We start from the raw sequence: 994 nt of genomic DNA on the forward strand, positions 1-994 counted from the left end.
TCCTTTCTAAGGATGCACCTAGTAAGTTAGAAAGTTCGCTTTCTGACCTCGTGGATGCACTTAGCAACAGATCGGTACCTTTGCCGATCTATATCAAACGGACCAGGCCGTCCCCATATCTCTTCAGTATTCGAACCGTGATCGGGAGGCATCGGCCTTTCTGATCTACGTTCAGCTTGGGGCCTTAGCTCAGCTGGGAGAGCGCCTGATTTGCATTCAGGAGGTCAGCGGTTCGATCCCGCTAGGCTCCACCAGATACGGGCTCAAGCAACCACGAGAGCCTGCCCTTTCGGGACATTCCTTCGGAATACCCTATCGGGCGACGCGCTCCTTCTGGAGCGCTTGGGTCGGTAGCTCAGGTGGTTAGAGCGCACGCCTGATAAGCGTGAGGTCGGAGGTTCAAGTCCTCCTCGACCCACCAACCTGCCTTCGCGCAGCGAAGGTCAGGGGCGACAGGGTATTTGGCGCAGCCAAATGTCCCGAGAGCCAATAGCGCGATTAGATCGCTAAGCACTTGCGAGTGTTTAGCCGTCCAATCGGACATCGACTTCTTCGGAAGTTTTGACATCGTTTAGAGAGATATAAGTTGTTCCAAGGCAGCTCAGTGATGAGCGGTTTTGAGAATAACAATCAACACTGTTTGATCGCCCTAAGTACGGGGATGATCTCAGTTAGGTGCCTTACCTTTCGGGGTTTGGCGAGCCTTTGATCAAGACTGTTTCCTCGGTCTTCCAAGGGTCTGCCTGCTGAAACGAACAGAGTTGTCCAAGTCAAGTACACTAACCCGCAAGATCGAGAGATCTTGCATAAGTTCCTTATTCTCCACGTGGGGCCGACCGACATCGGCAGCGTGGGTTCCAGAATGAGGAGCGGGAAAAGTATGACTTTTGGTTCAGAAACAGGATTGCGAGCATGCCAGCTTTTGCGATCACGAGAGACGCAAGTCTTTCTCTTTCTGGATCAAATCAAGCGCGAGAAGGGCGTTTGGTGGATG

2 tRNA genes are annotated in these 994 nt (G+C 52.6%); both read left to right on the forward strand.

Features of this window, described 5'->3' with window-relative positions:
• Positions 1-178 precede the first annotated feature (178 nt).
• A tRNA-Ala gene (locus J7413_RS20415) sits at positions 179-254 on the forward strand.
• A 90-nt stretch (positions 255-344) separates the two neighbouring features.
• Positions 345-421 (forward strand) — tRNA-Ile (locus J7413_RS20420).
• Positions 422-994 lie beyond the last annotated feature (573 nt).

Source organism: Shimia sp. R10_1 (assembly GCF_017744095.1).
In the GTDB taxonomy this organism is placed as follows: Bacteria; Pseudomonadota; Alphaproteobacteria; order Rhodobacterales; family Rhodobacteraceae; genus Shimia.